We start from the raw sequence: 26,558 nt of genomic DNA, 5'->3' as shown, positions 1-26,558 counted from the left end.
CGCTCCGGTTCTAAGCTAGCGCGCTAACGTCTCGGTATGCACTCCCGACTGGCTACCGCAAGGCTTTATCTGTGCACCGATGCCCGCCGTGAGCGCGGTGACCTGGCTGATTTCGCTGACGCCGCCCTGGCCGGCGGTGTCGACATCATCCAGCTGCGCGACAAAGGTTCGGCCGGTGAACAGCGGTTTGGCCCCTTCGAAGCGCGTGACGAGCTCGCCGCCTGCGAGATCCTGGCCGACGCGGCCGCTCGACACGCAGCCATGTTCGCGGTCAACGACCGCGCCGATATCGCCCGCGCGGCGCGCGCCGACGTGCTTCACCTCGGTCAGCGTGACCTTCCGGTCGACGTGGCACGCGCAATCACCGGACCGGCCACGCTGATCGGCCAATCCACTCATGACCGCGACCAGGTTTCCGCGGCCGCGATCGGGGCGGTCGACTATTTCTGCGTCGGGCCCTGCTGGCCCACCCCGACCAAGCCGGGCCGCACGGCGCCGGGCCTGGACTTGGTCCGTTTCGCCGCCGACGTCGCCGGCGCCAAACCGTGGTTTGCCATCGGCGGCATCGACGGGGTGCGCCTGCCCGAGGTTCTCGCCGCCGGTGCCCGACGGATCGTGGTGGTGCGGGCGATTACCGCGGCCGACGACCCGCGGGAGGCCGCGGCAAAGCTCAAGTCAGAGCTTCTAGCAGCGATATGACCCGCGGACTCAGCTGCGAGGGCACCTGATCGGCGTCCCCGGGCATGCACCAGACGAACACGCCCGGCTCAACCTCCACAGTGCGCGGCAGGAGTTCACGACGTTGATCGCACCGCTCCAGCGGCACGGTCACCGGGGCGCAGCGCAGCCCCTGCCAACTGGCGGCAAATCCGGGATGCAACGGAAAGTCCACCACTTCGGCCTCGGCAACCCAGCGCAGCTCCGCGCTCTCCCGATCGGGGACCGCGTGCAGCAACTCCCGGGTGTCGGCGATCACCGTCGTGTAGGTCCATGCGGTGCCGCTGGGCCTGGCCGTCACCGTCACCGCCCGCACGGTCAGCCGCTCGGCCGGCAGTCGTGCCTCTTCGTGGGCTTCGCGCAGCGCCGTCTGTTCCGGAGTCTCGTGGCTGTCGCGGGCGCCCCCCGGCAAGCCCCAGGTGCCGCCTTGATGGCTCCAGAACGCTCGATGCTGCAACAACACGGCTGCGGTGCCGTCGGGTCGCGGCGCTCGAAGCAGCAGCCCGGCCGAGCCAAATCGGCCCCAGTAGTGCACACCGCTCTCGGAGATGACCCAACCGTCGCCGTCGCCCCGCACGGATCAAGGATAGGCAGGCGGAGGTTCAACGAAGTTCCGGGGAATTTGGGGGCCAAATTTGGTCCGTCGCCACCGGCATCTGTCGGAACATTCTCTTAGAATCCGCTTATACGGTTTCCTGACACGGCCGAAAGACGAGGTCCAAGCAGACGTGACGGTTGAGTTGGCGCACCCGTCGACCGAACCGCTGGGATCGCGGTCACCGGCCGAGCCGGCCCATCCCCGCTGGTGGTTCGTCTCGACGACGCCCGGGCGCATTCTGACGATTGGCATCGTGTTGGCGGCGCTTGGCGTTGCCAGCGCGTTTGCCACCTCGACGACCATCAACCACCGCCAGCAGGTGCTGACCACGGTGCTCGACCACACCGAGCCGCTCTCGTTCGCGGCCGGACGGCTCTACACCACGCTGTCGGTGGCTGACGCCGCGGCGGCCACCGCATTCATCGCACAGGCCGAACCCCGCGCCGTCCGGCTCCGCTACGAACAGGCCATCACCGACGCGTCGGTGGCGGTGACCCGCGCGTCCAGCGGCCTCACCGATGAATCGCTGGTGCAGCTGCTGGGCCGAATCAACGCCGAGTTGTCCGTCTATACCGGACTCGTCGAGATCGCGCGCACCAACAACCGAGCGGGTAACCCGGTCGGGTCCTCGTATCTGTCCGAAGCATCGGGACTGATGCAGTCGACGATCCTGCCCGACGCGCAACAGCTCTACGAGGCGACATCGACGCGAGTGGACAGCGAGACCACCGCGTCCACCCAGATCCCGGCTCCGGTGATCCTCGTCGTTGCCACCACGGTGGCGTTCGGCGCATTCGCGCACCGCTGGCTGGCCCGCCGGACCAGGCGACGAATCAACCCCGGCCTTGTGGTCGGAGCGCTCGGTATTCTCGTCATGGTGGTGTGGGTAGGAACTGCGCTGACACTCTCAACGGCCGCGAGCCGTATCGCTAAAGACACCGCGGCCGAGTCCCTCAAGACGGTCACCAACTTGGCCATCACCGCCCAGCAGGCACGAGCCGATGAAACGCTGTCGCTGATCCGGCGCGGTGATCAAGAGGTCCGCAAGCAATCCTTCTACCAGCGCATCGAGGACATGCATCGCCAGCTCGACGAGTACATGGCCCGCCCCGATGCGGTCGACAAGCCCGACTTACAGGGCGCCGAACAGCTGTTGGTGCGCTGGCAACAGGCCAACGACCGGATCAACTCCTACATCTCGGTCGGCAACTATCGTGCCGCTACCCAGGTGGCACTGGGCGAGAGTGAGGACGATTCCACCCCGGCTTTCGACAAGCTCGACGAAGCGCTGACCAGGGCCATGGATCAAAGCCGCAATCACCTGCGTACCGACGTCCGCAACGCGCGCCGAGGATTGGCCGGCGCCCAAATGGGTGGTGTCGTGCTGAGCTTGAGCGCCGCGATCGCGGTGGCCCTCGGTCTGTGGCCCAGGCTGAAAGAATATCGCTGATGAGGCGCCTGCCCGGACTCCGGAGGGCGGCATCTGCGCTCGCAGTGCTCGCCCTGGTCATCACGCTGGACGGGTGTGGTCACTCCGAGCCGCTGAAAGTCGAGTCGACGCCCACCCTGCCGCTGCCCACCCCGGTCGGCATGGAAGTCATGCCGCCGGAGCCTCCGCTTCCAGCGGACAGCTCCAGCCAGGACTGCGATCCCACCGCCAGCCTGCGCCCCTTTCCCACCAAAGCCGAGGCCGACGCCGCGGTGGCCGACATCCGCGCGCGGGGACGGCTGATCGTCGGACTCGACATCGGCAGCAACCTGTTCAGTTTCCGCGACCCGATCACCGGCGAGATCACCGGCTTCGACGTCGACATCGCCAGCGAAGTGGCACGCGACATCTTCGGCGGCCCCACCCATGTCGAGTACCGGATCTTGTCGGCGGCCGAACGCATCACCGCGCTGCAGAGCTCCCAGGTCGACGTGGTGGTCAAGACCATGACGATCACTTGCGAGCGGCGCAAGCTGGTGAACTTTTCCACCGTCTACCTCGACGCCAACCAGCGGATTCTGACCTCACGCGACTCGCCGATTTTCAAGGTGTCCGACCTGTCCAGCAAGCGAGTCTGCGTGGCCCGCGGCACCACGTCGTTGCGCCGCATCCGCGAGATCGCACCGCCGCCGGTCATCGTGTCGGTGGTGAACTGGGCTGACTGCCTGGTGGCACTGCAGCAACGCGAGATCGACGCCGTCAGTACCGATGACACGATCCTGGCCGGGCTGGTGGAAGAGGACCCCTACCTGCATATCGTCGGGCCAAACATGGCCAATCAGCCCTACGGCATCGGGATCAATCTGGACAACACCGGACTCGTCCGATTCGTCAATGGCACGCTCGAACGCATCCGCAATGACGGGACCTGGAACACACTCTACCGCAAATGGTTGTCGGTGCTCGGGCCGGCGCCCGCACCGCCCCGGCCTAGGTACGTGGACTGATGGCCGAGGCGGTCAAGAAGGGCCTGCAAGACACGTCGGGAACCGAGAATCCGCGGCCCGCCGAAGACGAACAGGAAGCGGGCCCCGGAACGCAGCCGGCCGACGTGCAGACCGGCGCGGCCGCCTGGAGCCGGCCGATCGGCACCCAGGCACTGTTCCGGCCGAATTTCGACGATGACGACGAAGACGACATCACGCTGGGCACCCTCGATATGCAGCCGCAGGGACCGCTGGCGGCCGCGACGCGAGCGCGGCTACCGGTCCGACGACTCGGCGGCGGCCTCGTCGAGATCCCGAGGGTGCCCGATACCGATCCGCTCAAAGCGCTGATGACCGATCCGGTAGTCCCGGAAGCCAAGCGGTTCTGCTGGAACTGCGGGCGGCCGGTCGGCCGCAGCGACTCGGAGACCAAGGGGGCATCGGAAGGCTGGTGCCCGTATTGCGGCAGCCCGTATTCCTTCTTGCCCCAGCTCAGCCCCGGTGACACCATTGCCGGCCAGTACGAGGTCAAGGGCTGCATCGCGCACGGCGGAATGGGCTGGATATACCTGGCCCTGGACCGCAACGTCAACGACCGGCCAGTCGTGCTCAAAGGCCTGGTGCATTCGGGCGATGCCGAGGCCCAGGCCATCGCAATGGCGGAGCGACAGTTCCTCGCCGAGGTGGTCCACCCGTCGATCGTGCAGATCTTCAACTTCGTCGAGCACACCGACAAGCACGGGGATCCGGTCGGCTACATCGTCATGGAGTACGTCGGCGGGCGGTCGCTCAAACGGCGCAAGGGCGAGAAGCTTCCGGTCTCCGAGGCGATCGCCTATCTCCTGGAAATCCTTCCGGCATTGGCCTACCTGCATGCTCTCGGCCTGGTCTACAACGACTTGAAGCCGGAGAACATCATGCTCACCGAAGAGCAGCTCAAGCTCATCGACCTGGGTGCGGTGTCGCGGATCAACTCCTTCGGTTACCTCTATGGCACTCCCGGCTTCCAGGCGCCCGAGATCGTGCGGACCGGCCCCACCGTGGCCACCGACATCTACACGGTGGGGCGCACGCTGGCCGCGCTCACCTTGAACCTGCCTACCCGCAATGGCCGCTACCTCGATGGATTGCCCGACGACGATCCGGTGCTGGCCAGCTACGACTCGTTCGGCCGCCTGCTGCGCCGCGCCATCGACCCGGACCCACGGCGGCGGTTCGCCAGCGCCGAGGAGATGTCCGGGCAGCTGATGGGTGTCTTGCGCGAGGTGGTTGCCCAAGACACCGGGGTCCCCCGCCCCGGCCTGTCGACAGTGTTCAGCCCCAGCCGCTCGACGTTTGGGGTTGACCTGCTGGTCGCGCACACTGACGTATATCAGGACGGTCAGGTGCATTCGGAGAAGCTGACCGCCAAGGAGATCGTGACGGCACTGCAGGTACCGCTGGTCGATCGGACCGACGTCGCGGCCTCCGTCCTGCAGGCGACGGTGCTCTCCCAGCCCGTCCAGACCCTGGACTCACTGCGCGCCGCCCGACACGGCGCGCTGGACTCCGACGGCACCGACCTCTCCGAATCGGTGGAACTGCCGCTGATGGAGGTTCGTGCCCTGCTGGATCTCGGCGACGTCGCCAAGGCCACCCGCAAACTCGACGACCTGTCCGAGCGGGTGGGCTGGCGCTGGCGGCTGGTCTGGTACCGGGCCGTCTCCGAGTTACTCACTGGCGCCTATGACGCCGCGATCAAACACTTCACCGAAGTTCTGGACACCTTCCCGGGTGAACTTGCGCCCAAACTGGCGCTGGCCGCGACCGCCGAACTGGCCGGATACACCGACGGGACCAACTTCTACCAGACCGTGTGGAGCACCAACGACGGCGTCATCTCGGCGGCATTCGGACTGGCCAGAACCCTTTCCGCGCAAGGCGAACGCGCCGGTGCGGTACGCACCCTCGATGAAGTCCCACCTAGCTCGAGGCATTTCACCACGGCGCGGTTGACCAGTGCGGTGACCCTGCTCTCGGGACGGTCGCACGGCGAGATCACCGAAGAACAGATCCGCGACGCCGCACGCAGAGTCGAGGCACTGCCACCTACCGAACCGCGTGTGCTGCAGATCCGCGCCCTGGTACTGGGCGGCGCGATGGACTGGTTGCAGGACAACGAGGCCAGCACCAACCACATCCTTGGCTTTCCCTTCACCGATCACGGGCTCCGGCTGGGCGTGGAGGCCTCGCTGCGCAGCCTGGCCCGCGTCGCCCCCACCCAGCGGCACCGCTACACCCTGGTCGACATGGCCAACAAGGTGCGGCCCACCAGCACGTTCTAGGGTGCGCTCACGCTCTTTACATCGGGTGTGTGTCGGTGGACTCGGGTGTGCGATCCGGGCGTAAAAATCCGGGAACCATATCCCTGCCGGCACCTTCGAAGCCGCACACGCGCAGTCAAACTCGCTACGGCACGGCCGATCTGCGCTCAGCCAGGGCAGCGGTCACCCGGCGCAGGATATCGACGCGGCGGTCCTCGGCCACCACCCGTATGACGATCCACCCCATCCGCTCGAGCATTTCACCGCGCCGAATGTCTTTGACGTACTGCTGGCGGTCGCTGCGATGGTGATCGCCGTCGTATTCGACGGCCACCATGTACCGCTCCCACCCCATGTCGAGATACGCGACGGGCATACCGTTGACGCCCAGCACGGGCAGCTGGGTCTGAGGCCGAGGGAGTCCGGCGTCGATCAGGAACAGCCTCAGATAGCTCTCTCGCGGCGACTGTGCTCCCGGGTCGACCAATTCCAGCGCGGTCTCCAGTTGCCGCAATCCACGAGTTCCGCGGTGGTTTCTGGCGACCTGCAGCACATCGGCCACCGTGAACCCGGTTGCGCGCGCCAGCGCGTCCAGCCGTACCACCGCCGAACGCATGGCTCCACGGCGGCCGATGTCGAAAGCGGTGCGCTCGGCCGTGGTGACCGAGTACCCGCCCAGGAACTGAGTTTCGCCATCGATCAGCACGTCGCGGCGGGTCAGCACGCCACGAGGTGGGCGGGAGCGAGCACAGATCAGCTCAACCGGGACGTCCTCGGGAATCCACTTCGCGCCGTGCAAGGCCGCTGCCGCCGCACCGCCGACCGTCGCCGAACCGCGCGACCACAGCCAGGCGGCGGCAATCCTGCTCTGCAGGCACGGGTGCACCCCGGCGGACAGATAGACGTTCGGCAGGACCGGCCGGTACCGGGTCCGCAATTGATGGCGCGTAACCGCTCCACACGCCAGTGCCTTACTACCGATAAACGGAGCTCTCAAATCACACATGACGCGAAGACTCGCACGCCAACCGCGTTCGGCGTCTTCGTCTTTGCACAGGTTCGGCATCGAGTGTGCGCTGTAGGCTTCGGGCGTGCGCCGACGGCACCGCGGCTGGGCAGATTCCGCCCGACAGGCACGCTCAAAGCCCTGGACGCACGCTCACAGTTCTCCCGCGCTCGGCTTCCTATACGGCGACCAACACCGAGCAGCAATGCCGGGCAATAGCCAGTTCTTCGTTGGTCGGTATCACCAAAACGGTGACCGGCGAGTCGTCGGCGGAGATCCGGCGCGCGCCACCGGACGGGCAGGCGTTACGCCCCTCATCCAGGCTGATCCCCAGTTCGGCCATCCCGGCCAGGGCGTCTCGGCGCACCGCCGCGTCGTGCTCGCCGATCCCGGCGGTAAAGCTCACCACGTCGGTGTGGCCCAGCACCGCCAGGTAAGCGCCAACGTACTTGCGTAGCCGGTGAATGAACACGTCGTAAGCCAATTCAGCCGCCGGGTCGCCGTCGTCGATCATTGCCCTCAGCCGGCGAAAGTCCCGCTCGCCTGCCAACCCCAACATCCCGGACCGGTGGTTGAGCATTGATTCGATCTCATCAACACCCAAATTTGCGGTGCGCCAAAGGTATCCAATAACCCCGGGGTCCAAGTCACCACTGCGGGTGCCCATCACCAAACCCTCCAGCGGCGTCAGACCCATCGACGTCTCCACCGGCCGTCCTCCCGCAACCGCTGAAGCCGACGCGCCGTTACCCAGATGCAGCACAATCTGATTCAGATCACCAATAGGCTTGCCCAGGAATTCCGCGGCCTGTTGGCTGACGTACTCATGGGATGTCCCGTAAAAGCCATAGCGGCGAATTTTCCAGACGTCCGCCAACTCGCGATCGATGGCGTAGGTGGCCGCCGCGGGCGGGAGCTGGTGAAAGAAGGCGGTGTCGAAGACCGCGATGTGCGGTACGTCGGACAGCAACGCACGCGCCACCCTGATGCACAACACCGCGGGCGGATTGTGCAGCGGGGCCAGCGGCGATAGCTCATCGAGCTTGCCGATCACCGCATCGTTGAGCAACGTCGGTTCGTAAAAGTCCTTGCCGCCGTGCACTACCCGATGCCCCACCGCGACCAGGCCGCAGGACTGAAGGTCGATGTCGTCTTCGGCCAAGATCTCGAACACTCGGCGCAGGGCCGCGTCGTGGTCGGGCACCGATGACGATTCTTCGCCGATGCGCTCGATGTTTCCGGTCGCCCGTGACATACCTGAATCGGGTTCGACGAGCTGAAACTTCAGGGATGAGGATCCAGAGTTGAGGACCGGCACAACACGATTCGGACGGCTAGCGCTCATGAACACCCTGAGCTTGAATTGCGGTGATAGCGACGGTGTTGACAATGTCCTCCACCAGAGCACCCCGGGACAAGTCGTTGACCGGCTTGCGCAGGCCCTGCAGTACCGGGCCGATCGCCACCGCACCGGCGCTGCGCTGCACCGCCTTATAGGTGTTGTTGCCGGTGTTGAGATCCGGGAAGATCAGCACCGTCGCCCGGCCGGCAACCGCAGAATCGCGCATTTTGGTAGCCGCGACCGACAGGTCCACCGCGGCGCCGTACTGGATGGGGCCTTCCACCATTAGCTGCGGATCCCTTTCGCGCACTAGTTCGGTTGCCGCTCTTACCTTGTCGACGTCCGCCCCGGATCCCGATGCGCCGGTGGAGTAGGAGAGCATGGCCACTCGCGGCTCGACGCCGAACTGCGCGGCGGTGCGCGCCGAACAGACAGCGATATCGGCCAGCTCCTCGACGGTCGGGTTCGGGATGATCGCGCAGTCACCGTAGGCCAGCACCCGATCGGGCAGGCACATCAAGAAGATGCTGGAGACGGTGGACACGCCCGGAACGGTTCTGATGATCTGCAGCGCGGGGCGAACCGTGTGGGCCGTGGTATGTGCGGCGCCGGAAACCATGCCGTCGGCCATGCCGTTGTATACCAGCATGGTACCGAAATAGGTTGCGTCGTTCATGATCTCGCGGGTCTGCTCGTGGGTGATCCCCTTGGCCTTACGCAGCTGCGCATACTGATCGGCGAACTCGTTGCACAAGCTACTGGTACGCGGGTCGATCACCGTGGCGCTATCCAGCGCTGACACCGAGTTCAGCCGCACGCAAACGGATTTCGGCCTCGTCACCGAGAATGGTCAAATCGGCAACGTTGCGCTGCAATAGCCGCCCAGCGGATTTGAGAATCCGGTCGTCTTCACCTTCGGGCAAGACGATGCGCTGGCGATCCGAACGCGCCTGCTGCTGCACGCGGTACATGAACATCTGCGGTGTGGTGACCGTCGGGATCGGGATCGCAAGCTTCGCCAACAGATCCTCGATGTCAACGTAGCGGTCCATCAATCCCAGAGCGGTGTCGATCTTGCGCTGCGACGTCGCCTTGACCCGGCCGCGAGCCGTCGCGGCAGCGCTGGCGGTGTCAAAGGTGCCCAGATCGGTTCCGATGATGGGCAGTCGCAGCCGCAGCCCGGCAACCAGCGAGGCGATCGACGGGTGCAACTCGAACCCGCCATTGAGGACGATGCAGGAAAGCGATGGAAAGCCCTCGGCCGCATGGGCACTGGCCACGGCGAGCACCACATCGGAGCGGTCACCGGGAGTTATCACGGCCATGCCGTCACGCAGCCGCTCCAGCACATGATCGGCGGTCATCCCGGCGACCAGCAGGCTGGTGACCTCCCGGCCCCACAGCGAGGCATCGCCACTGATCGGTGTTCCGTTGACGGACTTCTCCAACTCGGACACCGTCGGCGCGGACAACAACTGTTCTTCGGGCAGCACATAGCTGGGCGGGGCGAAGGCCCGCAACGCATCACCGACGGCCGCCAACTGCGCGGACTCACATCGGTTGGCCACCACGGCCGCGGTGTGGGCGTGCTGTGCGGCCAGCTCGGCCAGGCACACCGCGACGACTCCGGAGACCTGATCCGCGTCACGGCCTTTTGCGCTCACGGCCAGCAGCACCGGGGCTCCGAGGTTGACCGCGATGCGCGCGTTGACCGACAGCTCGGTGGGCGTAGTGACGTCGGTGTAGTCGCTGCCGACGATCACCACCGCGTCGCACGCATCGGCCATCGCGTGGTAGGCGGCGACGATGTCCGCTATCGCGGCTTCGAGGTCGTCGTGCAGCTGTTGGTAGGTGACGCCGACGCATTGCTCGTAGGACAGTCCGGCAGTGGTCTGCTCCAGCAGCAATTCGAGAATGTAGTCACGCCGCTCGCCGCGGCGGGTGATCGGCCGGAACACACCGACCTTGGCCACGGTGGCGGCCAATCTGTGCAGGATACCCAGGGCAATGGTTGACTTGCCGTTCTCCGGTTCCGGGGCGGCGATGTATATGCCGGTGGCGCCCGAGCCGGTCGACACCTGTTGGTCAGCCAAGTCGCCGCAATCTGGGGGCCAGGTCCTTTTCGAACAGTTCCAGGAACCGGAGCTGGTCGTGGCCGGGCGCGTGCAACACCAGATGGTTCAGACCCCAGGCCACGTACTGGCCGACCTTCTCGACGGCTTCGTCGGGGTCCGAGGCCACGATCCAGCGCTTGGCAATCTGCTCGATGGGCAGTGCTTCGGCGGCCGCCTCCATCTCGATCGGGTCCCCGATGCTGCGCTTCTGCTCGGCGCTCAGCGACAGCGGCGCCCAGAACCGAGTGTTGTTCAAGGCCAGTTCAGGATCAGGGTCGTAGGAGATCTTGATTTCGATCATCTTGTCGATGTCGTCGATATTGCGGTTGTTGATCGCGGCGCCTTCGCGGACCGCTGGCATCAGCTTCTCGCTGTAGAGGTCCTCGCCCTTGCCGGAGGTGCAGATAAAACCGTCGCCGGCACGGCCCGCATACTTGGCCACCGCCGGACCGCCCGCGGCGATGTAGACCGGCACTCCCCCTTCCGGCACGTCGTAGATCGAAGCCCCTCGGAGCCGATAGTACTCGCCGTCGAAGTCGACGCGGTCGCCGCGCCACAGTTCGCGCATCAATCGCACCGATTCGCGTAGCCGGGCGAATCGCTCCTTGAATTCGGGCCAGACGCCCTGGTAGCCGGTGGCAACCTCGTTCAGCGCCTCACCGGTACCAACGCCGAGGAAGATCCGGTTCGGGTAGAGACAGCCCATGGTGGCAAACGCCTGGGCGATGACGGCGGGGTTGTAGCGGAAGGTGGGGGTCAGCACCGAGGTCCCCAACTGCATCCGTTTGGTCCGCTCGCCCACCGCGGTCATCCAGGCCAGCGAGAACGGGGCGTGCCCACCTTCGTGACGCCACGGCTGAAAGTGGTCGCTGACGGTGGCGCTGTCCATGCCGTGCGCTTCGGCGGCCACGGCAAGCTCGACGAGCTCACGCGGCGCAAATTGTTCGGCCGATGCCTTGTATCCGAGTTTCAGTTCAGCCACTAGTTCTTTCTACTCCTAGGCCCTCGGGCTGGGAGTAGGACCTCGGTCGCGACCCGCCGCGCCCGGCTCCGCCGCGCTCGCGATCGCTCCACGCCCTCGGTCGCGACCCGCCGCGCCCGTCCTACACTCGCGGGCATGCCCCACCAGCGCACGGAGCTCGTCCAGGTCACCGACAAGGTCCATCTCGCCCAAGGACCCGCGGTCAACTGGGTGCTGGTCACCGACGAGACCGGTGTCATGCTGATCGATGCCGGCTATCCCGGCGACCGCAACAACGTGCTGACGTCGCTGCGCACGCTGGGCTACGGCCCCGGCGACGTACGCGCGATCCTGCTGACTCACGCCCACATCGATCACCTGGGCACCGCGATCTGGTTCGCCGCCCAGCACGGCACCCCGGTGTACTGCGATGCCAACGAAGTCGGGCACGCCAAGCGCGAGTACCACGAGAGCGCCTCGCCGCTCGACGTCGTGTTGCGCAGTTGGCGCCCACGCACCGCGTTGTGGGGCATTCATCTGGTGTTTAGGGGCGGCCTACGGCGCGCCGGCGTTCCGAGCACGCAGGCCCTGAGCGCCGAAGTGGCTGCGGCCCTGCCAGGTCACCCGATACCCATTCCCACGCCGGGTCACACCAGCGGACATTGCTCATATCTGGTCGACGGCGTACTAGCCAGCGGCGACGCACTGATCACCGGTCATCCCATGCTGCGCCATCGGGGGCCCCAACTGCTACCGGCGGTGTTCAGCAAGGTCCAGGAAAGGTGCATCCGCAGCCTGTCCACGCTGGCACAGGTGGAAGCAGACACCTTGGCGCCCGGCCATGGGAGCCTCTGGCGCGGGCCAATTCGGTTGGCCACAGAGGAGGCCCGGGCTCGCGCCCAACGCTGAGCCGGCGTCTGGGATCGCGCCCTTTACCCGGCGCGGATCAATCCAGAAATCCACCCGTGAAGCGCCGTCGTTGTCGCATCACTGGATGTGGTGATCATGTCGAAATGATCACCGGGGACTTCAACCACAGAGTAGGAAGCCTCTGCGGTGGCGACTCGCCAGCGATTGATCCGTTCTGCGCGCACCCGCTCGCAGGCAGCTGTTTCGTCCATCGCGATCATGTTGAGCAGCGGAACAGCCGACACGACGGGTTCCCAGGTACCAAAGAGCGCGGCGTAGCTTGCGGCAGCGGTCAACCGGGTCGCATTCAGTTGATCCAGCTCGCGGGCCATGCTGGTCACTCGCCGGGAAAAGAGGGCTCCCGTTTCGTTGACGCCGACCTGATCGGGGTTGTCGGCGTTCACGATCTGGCTCGGCAGATAGGTGTCGATGAGGGCGACTCCGAGCGGTGTCGGTTGGTGTCGCTCGGCCAGATAGGAGCCGAGGGCATGGGCCAACACCCCACCCGAGGAATAGCCGGCCAGCACCAAATGCGGATGGTCGCCCACGGCATGAAGGATTGCCTGGGCGGCGCCTTCGAGAACCACCTCTCGGTCTTGGGGCAACGCGTCGTCGGGATCGAAACCAGGTAGCGAAAGAGCGTGGACTGAATGGCGGCCCGCCATCGCACGCGCAACATCGAGATACGCATGCGGACTGGACAGGACTGTCAAGGTGGGCAGGCACACCACGGCCACATCCGATCCGCCGCCCGCTAGTAGAACGACCTCTTTCCACTCCCGCTTGGGGACCGGCGTGGTCATCCGCTCGCGGCCGTTGGCCGCCAGCGCGACGATCTGCCAGCCGTCATCATCCCGACCCGCGTCGCACGTTTGAAGAAACAGGTCGGTGAGCGCATCGACTCGATCGAGTTCTGGCGTTGCACCGGTGGGGTTTTGGTGGTGTAGGTGCGATAGCAGGTGATCGGCTAGTTGGGTTGGGGTGGGGTAGTCGAAAGCGGTGGTGGCTGAAAGTGTTACCCCGGTCAGGGTCTTGAGCCGGTTACGTAACTCGACCGCGCTCAGCGAGGTGAGCCCGGCGTCGCTAAACGCCTGCCCGGCATCGAGCTGGGCTGCCCCGTCACGACCCAACACCGCCGCGGTGTGTTCACACACCATCGCCAGCACCGCCGCCTGCTGCTCGGCATCGGACAAACCCTGCAACCGGGCGGCAAACCCCTGGCCCACCGCCGCGCCAGCAGCCTCGTGGGCGCCCGGACCGGCCTCATCGGCGAGCACCTGCCCAACACAAACCTGCTGCCCCACCCCGAACCGATCGGCCAGCCAAAACCGTTCATGGGCAAAGGCATAGGTCGGCAACCCCACCCGCTGCCCACCACACCCGGCCAACACCGAAGCCCAATCCACACCCGCACCCCGGACAAACGCCTGCGCCACCGCGCCCACCACAGCGAAAGGCTCGGGCCGATCCTTACGCAACGTCGGCACCGCCACCACCGACACCTGCGCCAACGACTCCTCGATCAACGACGTCAAACCACCGGCCGGCCCCACCTCAACAAACCGGGTAGCCCCCACCGAATGCGCGAAACACACACTGTCGGCAAAACGCACCGCCTCCCGAATGTGGCGCACCCAATAATCAGCCGACCCGTAATCCTCAGCCACCAACTGACCGGTCACATTCGAGATCACCGGAATAGCCGGCCGCCCCGCATACACCTCATCAGCCACCGCCCGGAACTGCTCGAGCATCGGCTCCATCAACACCGAATGAAAAGCATGCGACACCGCAAGCCGACGCACCCGCCGCCCCTGAGCCGCCAACCGATCCACGACCACACTGACCGCCTCCCGGGCACCGGAAAGCACCACCGACCCCGGACCATTGACCGCGGCCACACTGACCTGCTCACCCAGCAACGGCCGCAGCTCCTGCTCACCAGCCTGCACCGCATACATCACCCCACCACCGGGCAACGCCTGCATCAACCGCCCCCGCATCACCACCAACAACGCCGCATCCGCTAAATCCAGCACCCCACTGACATGAGCAGCACTCAACTCCCCCACCGAATGGCCCATCACCAAACCCGGCCGCATCCCCCACGATTCCAACAACCGATACAGCGCCACCTCCACGGCAAACAACGCCGGCTGCGCAAACTCGGTGGTGTTCAACAGCTCCGCGTCAGCACCCCACACCACCTCACGCAACGGACGAGCCAAATGCCGATCCAACTCAGCAACCACCGCATCAAAAGCCGCAGCGAAAACCGGATACCCCGCACACAACTCCCGACCCATACCCAGCCACTGCGCACCCTGACCGGGAAACACGAAAACCGTCTTGCCCCCAGGCATCGCCACACCACTAGCCACCCCAACACCCGGACGGCCCTCAACCACCTCAGCCAACCCCGCCAACAACTCATCACGGCCCGCACCGACCACCACCGCCCGATGCTCAAACAACGACCGCGTCGTCACCAACGAATACCCAACATCCCCCGCATCAAGCTCCCGACCAGCCCGCACAAACTCCAACAACCGCCCCGCCTGAGCACCCACCCCCGCCGCCGTCCGCGCCGACACCACCCACGCCAACACACCCGGACCCACCTCAACAACCCGCTCAACAACCCGCTCAACAGCCTGCTCAACAATCACATGCGCATTCGTGCCACCAAAACCGAATGAGGACACCCCAGCCCGCCGCGGCCGCCCCACCACCGCCGGCCACTCCTGAAACTCTTCGACGACCGCAAGTCCCAATTCTGCGAACGGAATATTGGGGTTCGGAACCTCAAACGCGCCGCTGGGCAACAACTGTCCGCGCTGCAGCATCAAGACGGTCTTTATCAGGCCGGCGATTCCGGCTGCGCCTTCCAGATGCCCGATATTGGGCTTGATGCTGCCAATCATCAGGGGCTTGGCCGCCTGTCGCCCGCGGCCAAAGACTTGGCCTAGCGCGTGCGCCTCGATCCTGTCGCCCACCGATGTTCCGGTGCCGTGGGCTTCGACATAGTCGATTTCCGCGGGATCGATGTCGGCACACTTGCAGGCGCTATCAAGAACAGAAATCTGCGCTCTGGGATTGGGGGCCATGATCCCGTTGGACCGGCCATCCTGATTGACTGCCGAACCGGTCAGGACCGCCAGCACGGTTCGCCCGGCACGTCGCGCATCACTGAGACGTTCCAGGACGACAACGCCACACCCCTCACCGCGCACCATTCCGTCGGCTCGCGCGTCGAAAGCGCGGCAGGATCCGGTGGGCGACACCACGCCGGCTTCTTGAAATCCGCGCCATACTTCCGGCGAGATAAGAACGTTTGTTCCCGCCACGACGGCCAGGTCGCATTCCCCCGAAGCCAGGCTCTTGCGGGCCAGGTGTGCGGCGACCAGCGACGATGAGCAAGCCGTGTCGATAACGAGGGACGGCCCGTTCACGTCCAGGAAGTACGAAAGCCTGTTGGCGATGATGCTTGACGATCCACCCGTGTTGTCCCAAATGGTGGGCTTTCGCCCGCCGGGGAACAAGAGCCGCACATAGTCGGTCGACGAGACCCCGACAAATACCCCGGTGTCAGAAAGCTTCAATGTCTTGGGAAGAATCCCCGCGTGCTCCAGCGCGGCCCATGACGTCTCCAGCAGCAAGCGCTGCTGCGGATCCATCAGCGCGGCTTCATCCGGCGGAATGTCAAAGAACTTGTTGTCGAATCCTTCGACGTCTTCCAAGAAACAGCCATAGATCGTCTCTTGTTCGTCGCCGAGCCAGTCCGCCGCTGCCGCACCCAACCTGCGAGCCGGATATTCGGTGATTGCCGATTTCTTCTCGGCGAGAAAGTCCCATAGCGGCCCTACTCAGGGCTCCGGCGTTGTTGATTAGCAGGCTTGTGAGCTGGGGAATTGTGGATTGAGGAGGTCTAGGCGGCGGTTGGCGGTCAAAGCGGTGATCCGGCAGGCTTCGGCGATGTTGTCGGCGCCGTTGAGGCGGTGCAGATTGATCACGGTGTTGCGTAGCGTTGCTAGGACCTGTGCGCCGTTTCCGGTATGTGCCCTTTGACGGTCTTCGTCGAAGGTGACGTCGCGTATCCAGTGCAGGCTGTTCTCGATTCCCCAGTGTTGACGCATCCAGGTCATGATCGCGGTAGGGCGGGCGTGCTCGAACGGCAGGCTGCAGATGGCATAGACCACCTCCACGCTGCGCTGGTCGGTGTGCCCGGCCGATTCCGAGGCGAGCCGAATGCTCCATGTAGTCGCACAACGACGGCGGCGAGCAATGCCGATTCGATTGTTGCATTTAATCCGAAACGCGTCCTGTACGAAGTCACCGGCCCGCCAGGATCGTTGGCCACCATCAACTACCTGGACGCCGAGGCCCAACCACACGAAGTCACCAATACGGCGATACCGTGGTCGCTTACCGTCGTGACCACACTTTCAGCCGTCATCGCAAATGTGGTGGCGCGAAGCGACAGTACATCTTTGGGTTGTCGCATCACCGTCAATGGCGTGGTCCGCGCCGAACGGGAAGTCGAGTCATATAACGCTCATACAAGCTTCCTGGTGAAATCGGCATGAGTTCCTTGAATTCAACCGGGTACGTACTTGGCGCCGCCCGGTGGGTGCGGAGATTGTCGCTGCCGATCGTCTTGTTCTGGGTGGGGCTAGCCGTCCTCGTGAATGTCATCGCACCGCAACTGCAAGCGGTCGTCAAGCAGGGCTCCGGCGTTGTTGATTAGCAGGCTTGTGAGCTGGGGAATTGTGGATTGAGGAGGTCTAGGCGGCGGTTGGCGGTCAAAGCGGTGATCCGGCAGGCTTCGGCGATGTTGTCGGCGCCGTTGAGGCGGTGCAGATTGATCGCGGTGTTGCGTAGCGTTGCTAGGACCTGTGCGCCGTTTCCGGTATGTGCCCTTTGACGGTCTTCGTCGAAGGTGACGTCGCGTATCCAGTGCAGGCTGTTCTCGATTCCCCAGTGTTGACGCATCCAGGTCATGATCGCGGTAGGGCGGGCGTGCTCGAACGGCAGGCTGCAGATGGCATAGACCACCTCCACGCTGCGCTGGTCGGTGGCGGTGATCAAACGTTCACGAGTGATCCGGATGATTTGTTTTGCGTAGGGGAAGCCGATTCCTCGTGCAGCGGTGATGATTTGCAGGGTGCGGGTCTCGACACGGCCGTGGCCGCGGGAGTCGTCGGTAGCGGCTGCGGGCACCTCGGCCCAGGGCAGCGCGGTGATACGCGCAAGTATTTTGGCTTGGTTGGACTTGACGATCATCAGGTAGTGCGACTTCAAGGTGGCGCAGATCAACTTCGCGGTGACGACCTGGGTATGCATCGCATCCACGGTGACCAGCCACCGCAAGCTACCCGGCAGCAGCGTGAGCAGGGCACGTACGCAGGGAATTTCATTGCTTTTCTCGGCGACAGCGAGTTGACCGAGCACCAATCGGGCACGGTGGGCGAACACCGACACGAGATGCGTGGCTGTCGCTTTGGCGCGTAAAGGCACCACGCAGCATCTTGCCGTCCAACGCGATCGGCACCAATCCACTGGGGTCGCTGCTGGCCACGTGTGCAGTGAAGTAACTGCCCATCCTGGCGTTGAGGTCGGCGGGGTCTAGCCGAGACAAAACAGCGCGGAAGGTCTTCTCACTGGGCCGCCGGAACCGGACCCCTAATTAGGCCAACACATCATCGGGAGCGGTGGCCGCCCATGTGGCAAAACCAGCATAGCCGCGCATCCCCGCGGCAGTGGCCAGAACCGCGATCGCCAACAAAGCCATCAGCGAATACCTCCGACCGCGTGGGTCCCTCGGGTCTGGCACCGAGGCCAACACATCGAGAAACTCCGATCCGATGAGCTCGCTGCGCTCACCAGGACTCCAGCGGTCGAACACCTCTGGAACCGACGACACAGGCAATACTGAAACGGTAGGCACGGGCAACTCCAGACCAACGACGAACAGTAACCAACTCGATCGTTCTCCAGATAGCCCGTGCCTACACTCCGGCCCCAATAGCGCGGCACCAAAGATCATCAACCCAGCTCACAAGCCTGCTAATCAACAACGCCGGAGCCCTGGGTCGTCAAGGCGCGTTCGGTGGCGCTGGGGCCACACGACGCTCCGTCGCTACTCGCAATGAAGCGCATCGGCAAGAACTTTCAGCAATTCGAGTCCGACACCATAGCGATGGTGGTGTTGGAAGGGCAGCACGAATTGGGCGAGGACGCGCACCGCTACTACGACAGGCTCGTAGGCAAGCTGGCGCAAGACAAGATTCATGTCGAACATATCGATAACTTCTGGGGCGATACGCTCACCGCGGCCAGCTCGCAGAGCGCCGACGGCAAAGCCGCCTACGTCCAGCTTTATCTCGCCGGGGATCAGGGCGGCTCGCAAGCCAACGAGTCGGTCACCGCTGTGCAACGCATCATCGGCGACATGCCGCCGCCGCCCGGTATCAAGGCATATCTAACCGGCCCGGGCCCGCTAGGCGCCCAGGGCTCCGGCGTTGTTGATTAGCAGGCTTGTGAGCTGGGGAATTGTGGATTGAGGAGGTCTAGGCGGCGGTTGGCGGTCAAAGCGGTGATCCGGCAGGCTTCGGCGATGTTGTCGGCGCCGTTGAGGCGGTGCAGATTGATCGCGGTGTTGCGTAGCGTTGCTAGGACCTGTGCGCCGTTTCCGGTATGTGCCCTTTGACGGTCTTCGTCGAAGGTGACGTCGCGTATCCAGTGCAGGCTGTTCTCGATTCCCCAGTGTTGACGCATCCAGGTCATGATCGCGGTAGGGCGGGCGTGCTCGAACGGCAGGCTGCAGATGGCATAGACCACCTCCACGCTGCGCTGGTCGGTGGCGGTGATCAAGCGTTCACGAGTGATCCGGATGATTTGTTTTGCGTAGGGGAAGCCGATTCCTCGTGCAGCGGTGATGATTTGCAGGGTGCGGGTCTCGACACGGCCGTGGCCGCGGGAGTCATCGGTAGCGGCTGCGGGCACCTCGGCCCAGGGCAGCGCGGTGATACGCGCAAGTATTTTGGCTTGGTTGGACTTGACGATCATCAGGTAGTGCGACTTCAAGGTGGCGCAGATCAACTTCGCGGTGACGACCTGGGTATGCATCGCATCCACGGTGACCAGCCACCGCAAGCTACCCGGCAGCAGCGTGAGCAGGGCACGTACGCAGGGAATTTCATTGCTTTTCTCGGCGACAGCGAGTTGACCGAGCACCAATCGGGCACGGTGGGCGAACACCGACACGAGATGCGTGGCTGTCGCTTTGGCGCGTAAAGGCACCACGCAGCATCTTGCCGTCCAACGCGATCGGCACCAATCCACTGGGGTCGCTGCTGGCCACGTGTGCAGTGAAGTAACTGCCCATCCTGGCGTTGAGGTCGGCGGGGTCTAGCCGAGACAAAACAGCGCGGAAGGTCTTCTCACTGGGCCGCCGGAACCGGACCCCTAATTAGGCCAACACATCATCGGGAGCGGTGGCCGCCCATGTAGCAAAACCAGCATAGCCGCGCATCCCCGCGGCAGTGGCCAGAACCGCGATCGCCAACAAAGCCATCAGCGAATACCTCCGACCGCGTGGGTCCCTCGGGTCCGGCACCGAGGCCAACACACCGAGAAACTCCGATCCGATGAGCTCGCTGCGCTCACCAGGACTCCAGCGGTCGAACACCTCTGGAACCGACGACACAGGCAATACTGAAACGGTAGGCACGGGCAACTCCAGACCAACGACGAACAGTAACCAACTCGATCGTTCTCCAGATAGCCCGTGCCTACACTCCGGCCCCAATAGCGCGGCACCAAAGATCATCAACCCAGCTCACAAGCCTGCTAATCAACAACGCCGGAGCCCTGGCTAGGCGCCGATCGCGTCATCTACGGCGACCGAAGCCTGCAAGTGATTACCGGTATCAGCATCGCGGTGATCGCACTGATGTTGGCAATTACCTACCGCTCACTTTGGACGGTTCTTTTCACGCTACTGACGGTCGGGATTGAACTCATCACGGTCCGTGGCGTCATCGCGGTGCTTGCCACCAACGGACTGATGGACCTGTCGACGTTTACCGTCAATGTCCTGGTGGCACTGGCGATAGCCGCATCAACGGACTACATCATCTTTCTGGTCGGCCGCTACCAGGAGGCGGTAGCTGCTGGCCAGGACCGAGAACTGTCCTACTACACCATGTTTCGCGGCACTGGTCACGTAGTCCTGGCCTCGGGCCTGACCGTCGCCGGCGCGATGTACTGCCTGAGTTTCACCCGGCTTCCCTACTTTCAAACCCTCGCGCTGCCGTGCTCGATAGGTCTGTTCGTGGTAGTCCTGGCTTCGCTGACCTTCGCGCCCGCCGTGATCGTGCTCACCAGCCGCTTCGGTGCGTTCGACCCCAAGCGCGCGACCACCACCCGCCGCTGGCGACGCATCGGCACCATCGTGGTCCGCTGGCCCGGCCCGGTGCTGGTGGCCACCCTGCTGATATCGCTGATCGGGTTGCTCGCCTTGCCCAAGTACGAGACCAATTACGACGAGCGCCATTACATCCCCGCCGAGGCACCCTCCAACATCGGCTACCGAGCGTCAGACCGGCATTTTCCACCAGCCCGCATGGAGCCAGAGCTTCTGATGGTCGAGGCAGACCACGACCTGCGCAACCCCACAGACATGCTGATCCTGGACAGAATCGCCAGAGGCATCTTCCACACCCCCGGCATCGCCCGAGTACAGGGCATCACCAGGCCGTTGGGTTCCCCCATCGAGCACAGTTCGATCCCGTTCCAGCTCAACATGCAAAGCGCGGTGACACTCGAGAACCTCAGCGACCTCAAAGAACGCGTCACCGATCTGTCCACGCTGACCGATCAGATTCAACGCATGATCGACATCACCCAGCGTCAGGATTACCTAACCCGACAGCTCACCGAGGCAAACCACGACGTCACCGCTCATACCAGGCGGATGGAGCAGAACACCAACGAGTTCCGCGACCAGCTCGCGGACTTCGACGACACGTGGCGGCCGATTCGAAACTATCTGCACTGGGAACGCCATTGCTTCGATATCCCGATCTGCGCGTCGCTGCGGTCCCTGTTCGACGCCATCGACGGTGTCGACAAGCTCAGCGAGGACGTCGGCGGTATGGCTCGTGCCACGGATCGAATCGACATGATCCAGCCACAGCTGTTCGCGCAACTACCCCAGTTGATCGCCACGATGCAGACCGTCAAGACGCTTGCCCAAACCCTGGCCAGCACCTTCTCGGCACTGGTCACTCAAATGGAGGACATGACCCGCAACTCGACCCAGATGGGCCAGGCACTGGACGGGTCAAAAAACGACGACTCCTTCTACCTGCCACCAGAAGCCTTCCAGAACCCAGACTTTCAGCGCGGACTGACGCTGTTCCTGTCCCCCGACGGCGCCTCGGCCAGATTCGTCATCACCCACATGGGTGATCCCGCCACCGCCGAAGGCATCTCACATATCGACAAGATCATGCTGGCCGCCGACGAGGCCGTGAAGGGAACACCGCTGCAGGCGGCTCACATCTACCTGGCCGGCACCGCGGCCACATTCAAGGACATCCACGAGGGCACCACGTATGACCTGATGATCGTGGTCGTTGCCGCGCTCTGCCTGATCTTCATCATCATGCTGGGCATCACCCGAAGCCCGGTCGCCTCCGCGGTCATCGTCGGCACAGTCGCCCTGTCGCTGGGCTCAGCGTTCGGGCTGTCCGTGCTCATCTGGCAACACATCCTGCATATGCCCTTGCACTGGCTCGTGCTACCGATGGCAATCATCGTCATGCTGGCCGTCGGTTCGGATTACAACCTGCTGTTGGTCGCCCGGTTTCGGGAGGAAATCGGTGCCGGCCTCAAAACCGGCATGATTCGATCGATGGCCAGCACCGGGCGCGTCGTCACCACCGCCGGCCTGGTCTTCGCTTTCACCATGGGCTCGATGCTGTTCAGCGATCTACGCGTGGTGGGCCAGATCGGAACCACGATCATGATCGGGCTGCTGTTCGACACCCTCGTCGTGCGGTCGTTCATGATGCCCGCCGTCGCAACGCTATTGGGCCGCTGGTTCTGGTGGCCACGCCCACTAGCTGGGCAAACCTGCAAGCCCCAGATGGTCTCGCAGCGTCTGACCGGTGTAGGCAGTGCGAAAGGCGCCGCGCTCCTGCAGTAGCGGCACCACCCGGTCGACGAATTCATCCAGACCGTGCGGTGTCAGATGTGGCACCAGGATGAACCCGTCACAGGCATCGGCCTGAACGTAGCGGTCGATCTCGTCGGCGATGTGCGAGGGGGTACCGACGAACTGCTGACGGCTGGTCACCGCGATGACCAGCTCACGGATCGAGAGGTTCTCGGCCTGGGAGCGCTCGCGGTACCGGCGGGCGACGGCGACCGGATCGGCATGGCGGACCCGCCCCTGACTGATGGCGGCATCGGCGATCGGGTCGATGTCGGGTAGTGGACCGTCCGGATCGTAATCGGAGAGATCACGACCCCATACCTGCTCGAGCATCGCGATCGCGGTCGCGCCACTGACCTGCTGGTAACTGATCTGGCGGGCCTTTTCCCCCGCCTGGTCCGGGGTATCGCCGATGACAAAGGTTGCCGCCGGAAAAACCTTGAGCTGGTCGGGATCTCGCCCGTAGGACCGCGCCCGCCCTTTGACGTCGGCGTAGTAGCGTTGGCCGTCCCGCAATGACGAGTGCAGGGTGAACATGGCATCGGCATGCCTGGCGCCGAAAGCACGCCCCTGCTCGGAATCGCCGGCTTGCAACAACACCGGGTGCCCCTGCGGTCCCGCCGGCAAGGTGGCGAATCCACGCACCTCGAACTGCGGGCCCGAGTGTTCAACGCTGCGTATCCGCTCCGGATCAACGTAGTCGCCGTTCTCGATGTCGGCCAGCACCGCGCCGGGCGCCCAGCTGTCCCAGAACTTTCGGGCTACGGTCAAGAACTCCTCGGCCCGCTGGTAGCGGTCAGCATGATCGAGATAGCCGCCGCGCCGGAAGTTAGCCCCGGTGAATGCGTCCGACGAGGTGACGATGTTCCAGCCGGCGCGCCCCTCGGACAAGTGGTCCAGCGTCGCGAATTGCCTCGCCACTTCGAATGGTTCGTTGAAGGTGGTGTTGATCGTACCGGTCAGACCGATACGATCGGTGACCCCCGCCAGAGCCGCCAGCAAGGTAAAAGTATCGGGGCGTCCCACCACATCCAGGTCGTGGATTCGGCCACGGTGCTCACGCAGCCGCAGGCCCTCGGCCAAAAAGAAGAAGTCGAACAACCCGCGTTCGGCGGTACGGGCAAGGTGCACAAACGATTCGAACTCGATCTGACTGCCCGCGCCGGGATCGGCCCACACGGTGGTGTTATTGACGCCCGGGAAGTGGGCGGCCAGGTGAACCGGTTTGCGGATCATGACCACAGCCCCCAACGCCGTGCAATCAGCTCATGGGAACGAAGGCGGTCTTGGTGCCCGTGCGTTACCGAGGTCACGACGAGTTCGTCCGCGCCGGCGACCCGCTGTAAGGCCAGCATCCGCTCGGCAACCTCGTCCGGGTTACCGACGAATTGCGTCGCCAGTCGATCCGACACCACCGCAAGCTGGTCATCGGTCAGCGCGGCGCAATCGTCGGGATCCGGGTAGGGGGCTGCGCCGCCACCAGCCCGAATCGAATACACCCAGTGGCCGTAGCTGGATGCCAACCGCCGCGCGGTCGCGGAGTCTTGGGCAACGACGATGTCGGCCGACACGACGACGTATGGGCGCTGCAGCGCCGCCGACGGAACAAACGCATCGCGATAGGTCTCGATGGCTTCCAGCGCGGTGGCCGGGGTGAGGTGATAGCTGGCCACGAAGGGCAGCCCCAGCGCGCCGGCGACCTGGGCGCTTCGCCCCTTGCTGCTGCCGAAGATCCACGGAGTAAGTGCCGCATTCTCACCCGGCACCGCATGTACGTCAAAACCCTCCGCCCGGTAGGTGCCGGCCAGCAGCGCGAGGATGTCGCCGACCTGCTCGGCGAAGTCGGGCGCGACGGCCTCGGGTTGCTGCAGGATCGCCATGGTGGCTTGGACCCGGCCGCCCGATAGCAACGTGCGCAGGTCGAACGGCGGCGGGATCACCACGCCATCGCTTTCCCGCCACTCCGGAGCAGGTTGTGGGGCACGGGATTTGGCTGGGTCCCTCGGCTTCACGCCGCGTCGCTGCGCCGATCGGCCAACGCCCAGGTCGATCCGTCCGGGATGGAAAGCATCAAGCATGCCGAAGCTCTCGACAACCGCGGCCCCAGTGGTATGGCTGAGTTGAACGGCCGCCGATCCCACCCGGATTCGATTGGTGGCCGCGGCGATTTGTCCGATCAGTACGGCCGGTGACGCACTGGCGACAGCCACAAAGTGGTGCTCGGCGACCCAAAAGCGGCGATAGCCCCACCGCTCGGCGTGCTGGGCCAGCTCGATGGTGTTGCGCAGCGCGGTCGCGGCGGTGCTGCCGGCGCTGATCGGTGACAGATCCAGGATGGACAGCGGGATCATAGGCTCACCGCCGCATAGCGGTTGGGCGCCGGGGGCAGGCCGAGTCGCTCCCGCAGTGTTTCGCCGTCCCGATAGCCGGTGCGGAAGCACCCGGCGCGCTGCAACAGCGGCACCACTTCATCGACAATGCCGGCCAGGTCGGTGGCGTTGACGGCGGGCCGCAATCGGGCTCCGTCGATGCCGAGGCGTTGCCAATCCAGCAGCATCTCGACCAACTCGGTGGGGCTGCCCGCCCAGACCAGCGCATCAGATCTGAAGTCGGCGCCATCATGCAACGAAACCACCACGTCAGCAAACACTTTCAGCGTCGCACGGGTTGCCCGCACTTCGCCGAGGATGCTGCGCAGCGAGTCTTCGTCGGTGGGCGTGATGAACACGACGTCGGCGCTGGCCGCGGCAAATTCGTAGATGGGCCCCGCGTGCGCCAGGGCAGCCACCACCGGCTGGCCTTGCGGTGGGCGCGGGGTTATCGAGGGGCCCTTGACCGAGAAGTATGTTCCGACGAAGTCGATGTAGTGCACCTTGTCCCGGTCGATGTATCGGCCGGTGGTCACATCGCGGATGACCGCGTCATCCTCCCAGCTGTCCCAGAGCTTGCGCACCACTTCGACAAAGTCGCGGGCCTCGCCGAAGGCCTCGGCGGATGACTCGCCGCGGCGCACAGTACGACGGCCGAACAGGGCCGCTTCGTGCGTCGTTGCGCTGACCCGAGCCTGCCAGCCCGCCCGGCCGTGCGAGACATAGTCCAGAGTGGCAATGGCTTTGGAGATATGGAAGGGCTCGGTATGGGTTACCGTGGCCACCGGAATCAGCCCGATGTGCCGCGTCAGCGGGGCAATGCGGGCGGCCACCAGCACCGCGTCGGCGCGTCCCGCCAGCCGCTTGGGGTCGATCCGCTCGCGGCGGCCTGGCTGCGGCATCAAGGTGTCGTCGATGGTGAGGAAGTCGAGCAGCCCGCGTTCGGCTGTGATCGCCAGATCGGCCCAGTAGTCACCGCTAAGCACCGACCGGGTCTGTGCGTCGGCGGCCAACGTCGTTTGCCATGCCTGCGGGTGCCACCCGTACCCGTCCAGCGCCACGCCCAGATGCAGTGGGCGCGTCATGGCAGCGCCTTGCCGAACGCGATGGGCAGAACCGGGCCCTCCGAAGGCTGCGGTGCAGGCAGCCGGGTGTATCCGCAAGCCCGGTACAGCTCTTCGACCTCCGGCTGACGATTGCCGGTCACCAGATAGACCTTCCGATAGCCGCGAGCGGCGATCTCGCCCTCCAACCTGGCCAGCAGTGCTCGAGCGTGTCCGCGGCGGCGATGTTCGCGGTGCGTCCAGATGCGCTTGAGTTCGGCCGTGTCAGGGTCATGTCGGCAAAATGCTCCGCCGGTGACCGGGCGCCCATCCCGCAGCCCGATCAGCATGCCGCCATCGGGCGGGGCGAACTCGAGCGCCGCGCCGTCCTGCAGCCAGGCCAGCACCGCGGGCTGCTCGACACCGTATCGCTGCGCGTATTCGGCGGCCAGTTCCGTCAGCAACGGCTGAGCCAGCGGATCCCCCAGGGCCACCGGGACAAATCGCAGCTCGACGGCTCCGGTTGGCTGGGTGGCTTCGGGCATCGGTTATCGCTCCA

Annotated in this window: 16 protein-coding genes and 5 pseudogenes; 8 read left to right on the top strand and 13 right to left on the bottom strand. The window is 64.7% G+C overall.

Going from position 1 to position 26,558, the window contains the following annotated elements; translation table 11 throughout:
* The first annotated feature begins 36 nt into the window (after positions 1-36).
* Complete coding sequence (gene thiE / locus CKW46_RS05915) at positions 37-699, top strand: thiamine phosphate synthase (protein ID WP_015354397.1); 663 nt, start codon at positions 37-39, stop codon at positions 697-699.
* Here the strand turns inward: thiE and CKW46_RS05910 are convergent.
* Positions 671-1,294 carry an NUDIX hydrolase gene (locus CKW46_RS05910; protein ID WP_117436264.1) on the bottom strand — a complete coding sequence of 208 codons (624 nt, stop codon included), beginning with the start codon at positions 1,292-1,294 and terminating at the stop codon, positions 671-673. The two genes, thiE and CKW46_RS05910, sit on opposite strands and share 29 nt — an antisense overlap.
* 151 nt (positions 1,295-1,445) lie before the next feature.
* Between CKW46_RS05910 and glnX the strand changes: the two genes are divergently transcribed.
* From glnX to CKW46_RS05895, 3 genes are read left to right on the top strand one after another with little or no spacing between them, the layout of a single operon-like run.
* Positions 1,446-2,765, top strand: coding sequence for a protein kinase G-activating protein GlnX (glnX, locus tag CKW46_RS05905; protein ID WP_012392664.1), 1,320 nt, complete (start codon positions 1,446-1,448; stop codon positions 2,763-2,765).
* The gene (locus tag CKW46_RS05900; protein WP_117436265.1) at positions 2,765-3,751 is read left to right on the top strand and encodes a glutamate ABC transporter substrate-binding protein; all 987 of its coding nucleotides are present in this window, start codon (positions 2,765-2,767) and stop codon (positions 3,749-3,751) included. The genes glnX and CKW46_RS05900 overlap by 1 nt, the downstream gene beginning before the upstream one ends.
* On the top strand, positions 3,751-6,054 hold the full coding sequence (locus CKW46_RS05895) for a serine/threonine-protein kinase PknG (protein ID WP_015354395.1): 2,304 nt from the start codon (positions 3,751-3,753) through the stop codon (positions 6,052-6,054). Before CKW46_RS05900 ends, CKW46_RS05895 begins: the two co-directional genes overlap by 1 nt.
* Before the next feature lie 124 nt (positions 6,055-6,178).
* Here CKW46_RS05895 and CKW46_RS05890 read toward each other — a convergent pair whose 3' ends face one another.
* The 4 genes and pseudogenes from CKW46_RS05890 to fgd all read right to left on the bottom strand — a co-directional run bounded on the left by CKW46_RS05890 (position 6,179) and on the right by fgd (position 11,477).
* Positions 6,179-7,039, bottom strand: coding sequence for an endonuclease domain-containing protein (locus CKW46_RS05890; protein WP_015354394.1), 861 nt, complete (start codon positions 7,037-7,039; stop codon positions 6,179-6,181).
* A gap of 178 nt (positions 7,040-7,217) precedes the next feature.
* Positions 7,218-8,384 (bottom strand): acetate kinase, encoded by a 1,167-nt coding sequence (locus CKW46_RS05885; protein ID WP_117436266.1) that lies wholly within the window; start codon positions 8,382-8,384, stop codon positions 7,218-7,220.
* Positions 8,374-10,459 (bottom strand): annotated as a pseudogene (gene pta / locus CKW46_RS05880) (phosphate acetyltransferase). The gene CKW46_RS05885 and the pseudogene pta overlap by 11 nt, the downstream one beginning before the upstream one ends.
* A 7-nt stretch (positions 10,460-10,466) precedes the next feature.
* Complete coding sequence (gene fgd / locus CKW46_RS05875) at positions 10,467-11,477, bottom strand: glucose-6-phosphate dehydrogenase (coenzyme-F420) (protein WP_015354392.1); 1,011 nt, start codon at positions 11,475-11,477, stop codon at positions 10,467-10,469.
* A gap of 135 nt (positions 11,478-11,612) precedes the next feature.
* Between fgd and CKW46_RS05870 the strand changes: the two genes are divergently transcribed.
* A complete protein-coding gene (locus CKW46_RS05870) occupies positions 11,613-12,365 on the top strand; it encodes an MBL fold metallo-hydrolase (protein ID WP_011740723.1) in 753 nt (250 codons plus the stop codon).
* 23 nt (positions 12,366-12,388) lie between these two features.
* Here CKW46_RS05870 and CKW46_RS05865 read toward each other — a convergent pair whose 3' ends face one another.
* A complete protein-coding gene (locus tag CKW46_RS05865) occupies positions 12,389-16,165 on the bottom strand; it encodes a type I polyketide synthase (protein WP_252872415.1) in 3,777 nt (1,258 codons plus the stop codon).
* A gap of 87 nt (positions 16,166-16,252) precedes the next feature.
* On the bottom strand, positions 16,253-16,651 hold the full coding sequence (locus CKW46_RS05860; protein WP_482053373.1) for an ISAs1 family transposase: 399 nt from the start codon (positions 16,649-16,651) through the stop codon (positions 16,253-16,255).
* On the opposite strand from CKW46_RS05860, the gene CKW46_RS05855 reads away from it, so the two are divergent.
* Positions 16,556-16,951, top strand: coding sequence for an MmpS family transport accessory protein (locus tag CKW46_RS05855; RefSeq protein ID WP_482053372.1), 396 nt, complete (start codon positions 16,556-16,558; stop codon positions 16,949-16,951). The genes CKW46_RS05860 and CKW46_RS05855 overlap by 96 nt on opposite strands.
* A 157-nt stretch (positions 16,952-17,108) precedes the next feature.
* On the opposite strand, the pseudogene CKW46_RS05850 reads toward CKW46_RS05855, so the two are convergent.
* A pseudogene (locus tag CKW46_RS05850) lies at positions 17,109-18,312 on the bottom strand (ISAs1-like element IS2404/ISMul1 family transposase).
* Positions 18,313-18,456: 144 nt separating this feature from the next.
* Between CKW46_RS05850 and CKW46_RS05845 the strand changes: the two are divergent.
* Positions 18,457-18,873: pseudogene (locus tag CKW46_RS05845) on the top strand (MMPL family transporter); the annotation flags it as partial.
* Between the two features lie 20 nt (positions 18,874-18,893).
* Here the strand turns inward: CKW46_RS05845 and CKW46_RS05840 are convergent.
* A pseudogene (locus tag CKW46_RS05840) lies at positions 18,894-20,097 on the bottom strand (ISAs1-like element IS2404/ISMul1 family transposase).
* A gap of 126 nt (positions 20,098-20,223) precedes the next feature.
* Between CKW46_RS05840 and CKW46_RS05835 the strand changes: the two are divergent.
* Positions 20,224-22,578 (top strand): annotated as a pseudogene (locus tag CKW46_RS05835) (MMPL/RND family transporter); the annotation flags it as partial.
* Here CKW46_RS05835 and CKW46_RS05830 read toward each other — a convergent pair.
* Genes CKW46_RS05830 through CKW46_RS05815 form a run of 4 tightly spaced genes read right to left on the bottom strand, consistent with a single transcriptional unit; the run spans position 22,492 to position 26,544 of the window.
* Positions 22,492-23,823 (bottom strand): NtaA/DmoA family FMN-dependent monooxygenase, encoded by a 1,332-nt coding sequence (locus CKW46_RS05830; protein WP_012392654.1) that lies wholly within the window; start codon positions 23,821-23,823, stop codon positions 22,492-22,494. The pseudogene CKW46_RS05835 and the gene CKW46_RS05830 overlap by 87 nt on opposite strands.
* Positions 23,820-24,938: an LLM class flavin-dependent oxidoreductase gene (locus tag CKW46_RS05825; protein WP_015354390.1), complete on the bottom strand. Its 1,119-nt coding sequence runs from the start codon at positions 24,936-24,938 to the stop codon at positions 23,820-23,822. The genes CKW46_RS05830 and CKW46_RS05825 overlap by 4 nt, the downstream gene beginning before the upstream one ends.
* Positions 24,935-26,041: an LLM class flavin-dependent oxidoreductase gene (locus tag CKW46_RS05820; RefSeq protein WP_117436240.1), complete on the bottom strand. Its 1,107-nt coding sequence runs from the start codon at positions 26,039-26,041 to the stop codon at positions 24,935-24,937. Before CKW46_RS05820 ends, CKW46_RS05825 begins: the two co-directional genes overlap by 4 nt.
* The gene (locus tag CKW46_RS05815; protein ID WP_482052957.1) at positions 26,038-26,544 is read right to left on the bottom strand and encodes a GNAT family N-acetyltransferase; all 507 of its coding nucleotides are present in this window, start codon (positions 26,542-26,544) and stop codon (positions 26,038-26,040) included. Before CKW46_RS05815 ends, CKW46_RS05820 begins: the two co-directional genes overlap by 4 nt.
* Positions 26,545-26,558 lie beyond the last annotated feature (14 nt).

It is taken from the genome of Mycobacterium liflandii, from assembly GCF_022354805.1.
GTDB lineage: Bacteria > Actinomycetota > Actinomycetes > Mycobacteriales > Mycobacteriaceae > Mycobacterium > Mycobacterium marinum.
The sequence above is the reverse complement of the archived record's forward strand: the minus strand, read 5'-3'. Positions and strand labels throughout refer to the sequence as shown.